The 5,895-nt window shown below is 63.1% G+C and carries 3 protein-coding genes and 1 pseudogene; 3 read left to right on the forward strand and 1 reads right to left on the reverse strand.

Annotation, left to right across the window (positions count from 1 at the left end; translation table 11 throughout):
- Positions 1–303: 303 nt before the first annotated feature.
- The 3 genes and pseudogenes from ON30_RS40250 to ON30_RS28180 form a co-directional block, all read left to right on the forward strand.
- A pseudogene (locus ON30_RS40250) lies at positions 304–470 on the forward strand (IS256 family transposase); the annotation flags it as partial.
- A 227-nt stretch (positions 471–697) separates the two neighbouring features.
- Positions 698–2,071, forward strand: coding sequence for an oxygenase MpaB family protein (locus ON30_RS28175; protein WP_083911728.1), 1,374 nt, complete (start codon positions 698–700; stop codon positions 2,069–2,071).
- Positions 2,072–2,228: 157 nt separating this feature from the next.
- The gene (locus ON30_RS28180) at positions 2,229–2,732 is read left to right on the forward strand and encodes an integrase core domain-containing protein (protein ID WP_083911729.1); all 504 of its coding nucleotides are present in this window, start codon (positions 2,229–2,231) and stop codon (positions 2,730–2,732) included.
- 1,173 nt (positions 2,733–3,905) lie between these two features.
- Here the strand turns inward: ON30_RS28180 and ON30_RS28185 are convergent.
- Entirely contained in the window at positions 3,906–5,009 is a 1,104-nt protein-coding gene (locus ON30_RS28185) for a PucR family transcriptional regulator (protein WP_083911730.1), read from the reverse strand.
- Between the last annotated feature and the right edge of the window lie 886 nt (positions 5,010–5,895).

A 5,895-nucleotide genomic window follows, 5' to 3' on the forward strand; every position in this document is an offset into this window, starting at 1 on the left:
TTCCGGCTCGCCCAAGCCGCCTCCGGTCAGGGGGTGAGGCCCCTGCGCTGACCGAGCCGAAGAGATATCTGGCCGCGCGGGGAAATAAGTGGCCGCCGTTGGGGATTCACAACTGGCCACCAACGGGGGCAAACGTTGGCCGCCCGCGGGGAAGAAAAACTGGCCGTTGACACCGCACCCCGATCGAGTACGAACTACTCTCCGAGTACACACCATCAGCGCTGCCGGTTAGCCACCGCGACTGGAACCCAACGGGTAGGGCAGACCAACCTGTCACCTCATCGTGCAGCGGCCCGGTCACCAAGGGGACCAGGCTCGCGTGCAGCCGAAATCCTGATGGCCTACAGGCTGATCGAGACCGCCCGAGCCCGCTGGCGCAAGGTCAACGCCCCCGAACAAGTGGCGCTCGTCGTGCCGGTGCCCTGTTCCACAAGGGCGAGCTCCTCGAACGACCCGACGACATCAAACCGCCGCCGTCGACCGACCCCCGCCGACAGCGGAGCGAAGGTCACCTAAAACCGACCGAACCACAAGTTCGACAATTCCTCCACCGGAATTGGTCGGGCGCACTGTGCATTGCCCAAAGTACTCATCACGTGGTTCTGATCGCTCTCGCCCGATGATAAGAAGATATGGCACTTGCCTCTGCCAATATCACTGCAGCGGCTGTCACTTCAATTACTGAGGACGTAAGTCGATGGTCAACCTGAACAGACGTGACGCACTGAAGGCCGGCGGGTTGCTGGCGGGGATTGGGGCGCTGTCCCTGTCGTTGTTTACCGCCCCGCCACGAGCGCAGGCGTGGAGCTGGTCGGCCAGCGGCTCGATCGCCGGCTCCGGCGATGGGGTCGATCCGATGACCGTGTGGGATCCCGCAGCCGACCAGGTCATAGCTGAGATACTCGAGAGTGGGCAGGTGCCCGCGATCAACAAGATACTGGCTACCTGGACCACCAACAACCAGCCCACGCCGTCGGGCCTGCCCCCGAATCTGACCGCCTTCATCGAGCAGGCGCGCCAGCTGCCGGCCTGGACCGATCAGTCGAAACTGACTGCGGCGGACGATTTCAACTCCAAGCAGGGGCCGTTCATCGGCACCGCCTACGGTTTCGGGGCCGGTCTGTTGGCGACCGTGATCCCGCACGAGTCACGCGCCGTGTACTACTCCAAGGGCGGCGCTGATCTCCAGGATCGCATCGCCAAGACCGCCAAGCTCGGTTACGACCTCATGGCCCAGCAGCCATTCGGACCTAACGGTAATCTTATCGTGACCTGCGTCAAGACGCGCATGGTGCACGCGGCGGTACGGCACCTGCTGCCCACATCGGCGCCGTGGCTGCAGGTGGCGACCGAGTCGCCCAAGATTCCGATCAGTCAGAACGACATCCTGGTCACCTGGCACAGCCTACCGACCACCATCATGCAGAAGCTGAAAGCGTGGAGGGTGCCCATAACCGACGCCCAATCGGCTGGCCTCCTGCACTCGTGGCAGGTGACAGCGCATCTGCTCGGCGTACAGGACCAGTACATCCCCGCGACGTGGGACTCCGCGAACGCTCAGTCCAAGCAGGTGCTGGACCCGATTCTGGGCCCCACGCCTGAGGGCACCAAGATCGCCGACCACCTCCTCACCATCGGGCCGGTACTGGCTGCTACCAGTTTCATCACCAAGCCGATGCTCGCCTCGTTCACCAAGTTCGTGCTCGGTGACCAGGTCGCCAAATGGCTCAATCTGAAGACCGACGGAATCTGGGACGGCATCTTCGCGACGCTGTGGGGACCGTTCGTCCAGCTCTACCAACTCGGTAAAATCGTCCCTGGTGTCGACGCGATCTACTTCCAATTAACCGAGTTCATCAAGGTAGCCGCGCTGCTGTACCTCAATAACGGCGGTCTCAAACTGGAGCTCCCGATCCCCACCACCAACAACCCGTCGATCACCGGCACACCGCCCGTCACCACCACCCCATATGTTACGACGACTACGACACCGCCCACTACGACAGCACCCACGACGACGACAGCACCCACGACGACGACAGCACCCACGACGACGACACCTCACAGCTAGCGGGCCGTATTCGAAGTTCTTCGTCGGTTGGCCGTGGCCAGGATCTGCTCGGCGGGTCTCGGACCAGACGAAGGGCTTCGCTCGCGGGTTCCAACCGTTGGTGAACTCACGGAGCTTGGTCGTCAACTCACGGACGTTGCGGAAGGTACCGCGGCGGATGGTGCAGCGTTCGATGATGCCGAACAACACCTCGACCAAGTTCATCCACGACGCCGAGGTTAAAGCGAAATACTCAGGGATACAAGGATTATCGGCACGCGTGAGGCGGAACTCGACCTTCTTGTGGGTGTCGCAGCGGTCCGAGGTCTTCCAACGGTTCCACAAGACGCAGCGCGAGGAGTTCCTCAATCACGTCGCACCGGTCGAATCGATTGCCGCCGCTCAGGATGTCGTTGACGGCTGGTTCGCCGGCTATGACCACCAGCGCCCTCACCAGGCGCTGGACTGGGGGACACCAGCCAGCCTGTTCCGCCCGAATGGGCCTGCTCGCCTTTATGTTGCGAACCAATCCGAGGAGGGCACGAGCGCGCAGGGGTCCTCCTCGGCTTCTCCGCAAGTGATCGATGTGATCGAACCGGTGCCGATCCCCTCGGGAGAGGGCGCGGTGGAGTCCGATGTGCGTGTGCCGGTCGGCGGCGCGCCAACGGCGGGCCCGTGGTGACCGTGTGGGGCAACCCACGCAGCCTTCATGTTCAGCCTCCACGGGCATTTGATCCGTCCCGTCGCATCGCGGTTGCCGCCCGAGCATCTGCAACTACTTCGAAGCCGTGGTGGCCGCCCGGCCGGTTCCGAGACCGGCACACCGGCTCTGCGGAAAGTGGACGGCACCATAGTAATTCCCGTTGGCGAAGCGATCGAGATCGACCGTGTATCGACCGAGACGGCGGCGTCGGCATCGGTGGGCGCCACCATGTCGTCGGTTCGCCTAAACCAGCCGCACCGTCACGCTGCGCCTCGACGGACACCTGATGCATGCCATCACCGGCAATGCCGTGATCAGCACCTGGCTTGCCTATCGCACGCAACGAACTCGGCCGCCTGCCGGGTGCCCGAACACCCACCACCTCGCTGCCACCAGCGCCGCGACCAGCCGGATCTCTTCGAGCCCAGCGACGCGTTTACGAATCCGGCCGTATTCTCGTCGCAGGTCAACGCATCGGACTCGGCCCCCGCCACTGCGGCGAATGCGGCACCGTCATCATCGAAGACACCCACCTGCGGGGCCTGTACGGCGAAGAAGAAATCGCCGTCCGCCCCCGCAAAAGCGCCAAGTCCATCACCCGCCTCTACGTCACCGGCAAGGGGGCAACCACCACCAGCGGTCAAGCGTCAAATGATGACGCTCGGTCAAGCAAGTCCTGAGCCCCCAGAGCGACACGCGGCCGCTCAGACGGGCACGGTGCGTGGCCGCTTTCATGGTGGGCTGTGCTCTGCCCGGGAGGGCGGACGAGTGCAGGCATCGCTGGATGCGGTCGATATCGGGCAACCTACGAAGGACAGCGGCAGGGCCGCGCTGCATCCGGTTCGTCGATGCCGACGCCCTTCGCAGACCTTCCTGCCGACGAGTGCTCCGCGCCTGACGGTCTCGAGCGGTAGCTTCGGCGCGGAAGGACCTTCCCTGTGACTCCCTGTGACCGGGCGCCGCCGAATGCAGGTAAGCGGGGAAATGTCCAGCAATGCGCCCGAGTTGCTAACGCTCAATCATGCTTTCAATGACCTGGGTGCGCATCGGATCTCGTTCATCGACGATTCAGGAACGGGTGCGATTTCGGCGGCAAGCTGGCTGCTCGGCGAGCTGACCGCACGCGGGCTACCGTGGGGGCGATAGGCGATGTCAGCGTCGGGCGATCAGGGCGGACATCAGGTACCAGATGCCGTCGGGTCTGGCGGGATCGCGACCGGTGATCTCGCTGATTTTCCGGAGTCGGTTGGCGATGGTGTTGACGTGAACTGCCAGGGTGCGGGCAGTGCGCGACTTGCTGAAGTTGTTGCGGATGTAGACGTCCAGGGTCGCATAGAGGATGGGGTGCTCGTCCAACGGCTTCAGGCGCGCGCGTAGTAGTTCGCGAGCGGGACCGGGGCGGATGAGCTGATGTTCGAGCGCGATGTCTTTGAGTCGATAGACTCCCGGTGCGCGGTTCATCCGGTGCACGGTGTCGAGCATCTCTTCGAGATGATGTGCGGTGGCGGGTATTTCGTCTGTCGGAATGCTCGTGGTGGAGGCGGTCGCGGTGATCGGCAGGTGGGTCGCCTTCGACAGGCGGGCGATGAGCTCATCGACGTCGTCAGCGTTGGCGGCGGTCCCTGTGATGAGCAGTGTCCCGCCGCCGGGACCGACGAGCGCCAATGCGGTGTCACCGTAGAGGGTCTCGAGTGTGTTTGTGAACCGCTGTAGTCGGTACTCGATGTCCGTCGCTGCGGAGGCATCGCCGTGCAGAGGTGCGGGGAAGGTCAGTGGGACAATGAGATACGCGTCGGCGACGGCTATTCCGCAGTCGCGGGCCAGCGTCGATGTGAGTCTGCCCTGTAATAGAGCGACAGCCAGTTCGCGTTTGGCCGCCGACTCTCCGGTGCGGCCGATATGCGCCTTCAGATAGGTACCGGCAACCGTGGTCGTGGTGGTGCGGAGCAACTCGAACAATCGCGCCGTCGCCGACCTCGGTTCGATTCCATCTGCGGGAACGCACGCGGCTATCCGATCGAGGCCGAGGGTGAAGCCCGCGCTGACGGCGTGGTGGAGAACGTCGATGGGCCACCCCCTGTGTGACCATTCGACCGCGATCCCTTGCAGTCGCTCGGTCGCGCCCCCGTCGTCGCTGTCTTCGTCGAAGACTGTCAACGCGAGGTCGAAGCAGATCTGGGTGACCGCGGAGATATCGTGGTCGGGCACGGACGGCCGTGTGAGACGTGTCGGACGGTTTGCGTTGTCGGTCTGCATCCGCTACCTCTATCCAAGTCGGCGAGCAGTGTTTGTGCGCTCGGCGGATATTCGGGACACTCGTCTGTGGCCCCTCGACTTCAGCGACGAGTGCAGTGTCGTTTCTCGCGTGCCGATTCGATACCCCGCAGCGCACGGGACCGTTCGTGCGACCCAGCCCACGGTCAGGTTGGGACATGAGGGGCATCACTGATCGAGGTTCGACGGCCAACCCGGTCGAAGTCGATCACGCCGGCGAGCATCCGAAATCGCCGCAGCCTCGGAAGCGGGGCGATAGATCCGTCAGCGCTGAGATCGAACTCGGCAGGACTGCCAATCGGTGAGGTCTGCGTCATAGCCGGGTCGGTTCCGTCCGGAGAATGCCGCGGGACCTAAATCTCGACTGTCGGCCCGGCTGCCCGATGATGGACGGCCCCAGTAGCCGAATGATCGCCGCGACTGCGGCGGACACCGTGTTGCTTCCATGTGGATCTCTCCTGACCTTCGGCTGTGGCCTCGACGCTCATGTCGGGTCGAGATGCCATTGCCTAAGTGCGACATATGTTAACCACGAATCCTGCAATACGGATACGATTTGGTCGAGTTCGTCTTGTTGTTGTCGGGATCATATGCGTGGATTGGTGGTAGTCACAGGAGGTTTGACTCAGACATCTTCACCAAAGGGCCTTCATAGCTTGTCCGTCGGCGAACTTATGTGAATTCATATTCTATGAGGCCGACAGTGGTTGTGATGCTCATTCTCGGGTTCCGCGCTGTCAGTGCGAGGTATCGAGGAGGACTTCGCGCCGATGCGATCCGCCGCCTGTAAGCGATATCGTCTGGGACAGTGAAGGTATCGGCGGATGTCAGCCGACCCTGTCTCTGATAGTTCGGATGGGCAGGGCCA

Origin of the sequence: Nocardia takedensis NBRC 100417 (genome assembly GCF_000308695.1) — a bacterium.
GTDB classification, from domain to species: domain Bacteria; phylum Actinomycetota; class Actinomycetes; order Mycobacteriales; family Mycobacteriaceae; genus Nocardia; species Nocardia takedensis.